The following is a 466-nucleotide window of genomic DNA, read 5'->3' as shown; positions in this document are numbered from 1 at the left end:
CAAGCTTCTGGCTCGTGTTGACGCCGGGTACGGCTTCCACGTAGAACGCGATTCGCTCTACCAGGAACGGAACCTTACTGTATCCCAATACCATAACCGCAATCGACCATACCTGTATGGCAGCAATCAGTCTCATAATAATTGACGTGGTAATAGACGGCTTTAAGATTGGAATCACAATATCCTTAAAGGTCTGCCATTTATTAGCTCCGAATAAGTAAGCCGCCTCTTTTAACTCTCTCTGTACCCCCTGAAGTCCTGCAATTAAAATAATCATGACGGAAGGGGTTACGGTCCAGGTGTCGATCAGGATGATCAGGAAGACTGCGGACATTCCCTCCGCCCCCATAAAGACAATAGGTTTGTCAATCAGGTGTAATCCGATCAAAACGGTGTTGATCCAGCCATCTCTGACCAGTCCCGTTTTCCAGAGAATCGCCACTGCGGTCGGGGTGATGGCCATGGG

At 48.7% G+C, this 466-nt stretch carries 1 protein-coding gene; it reads right to left on the bottom strand.

Annotated features, from left to right (window positions below):
- The coding region (locus NE664_13725; protein MCQ4727692.1) for an ABC transporter permease subunit at window positions 1-466 on the bottom strand (466 nt) is incomplete at both ends.

This window comes from Anaerotignum faecicola (assembly GCA_024460105.1).
In the GTDB taxonomy this organism is placed as follows: Bacteria; Bacillota; Clostridia; order Lachnospirales; family Anaerotignaceae; genus JANFXS01.
Note: the sequence above shows the minus strand (reverse complement) of the source record. Positions and strands in the feature narration are given on the sequence as shown.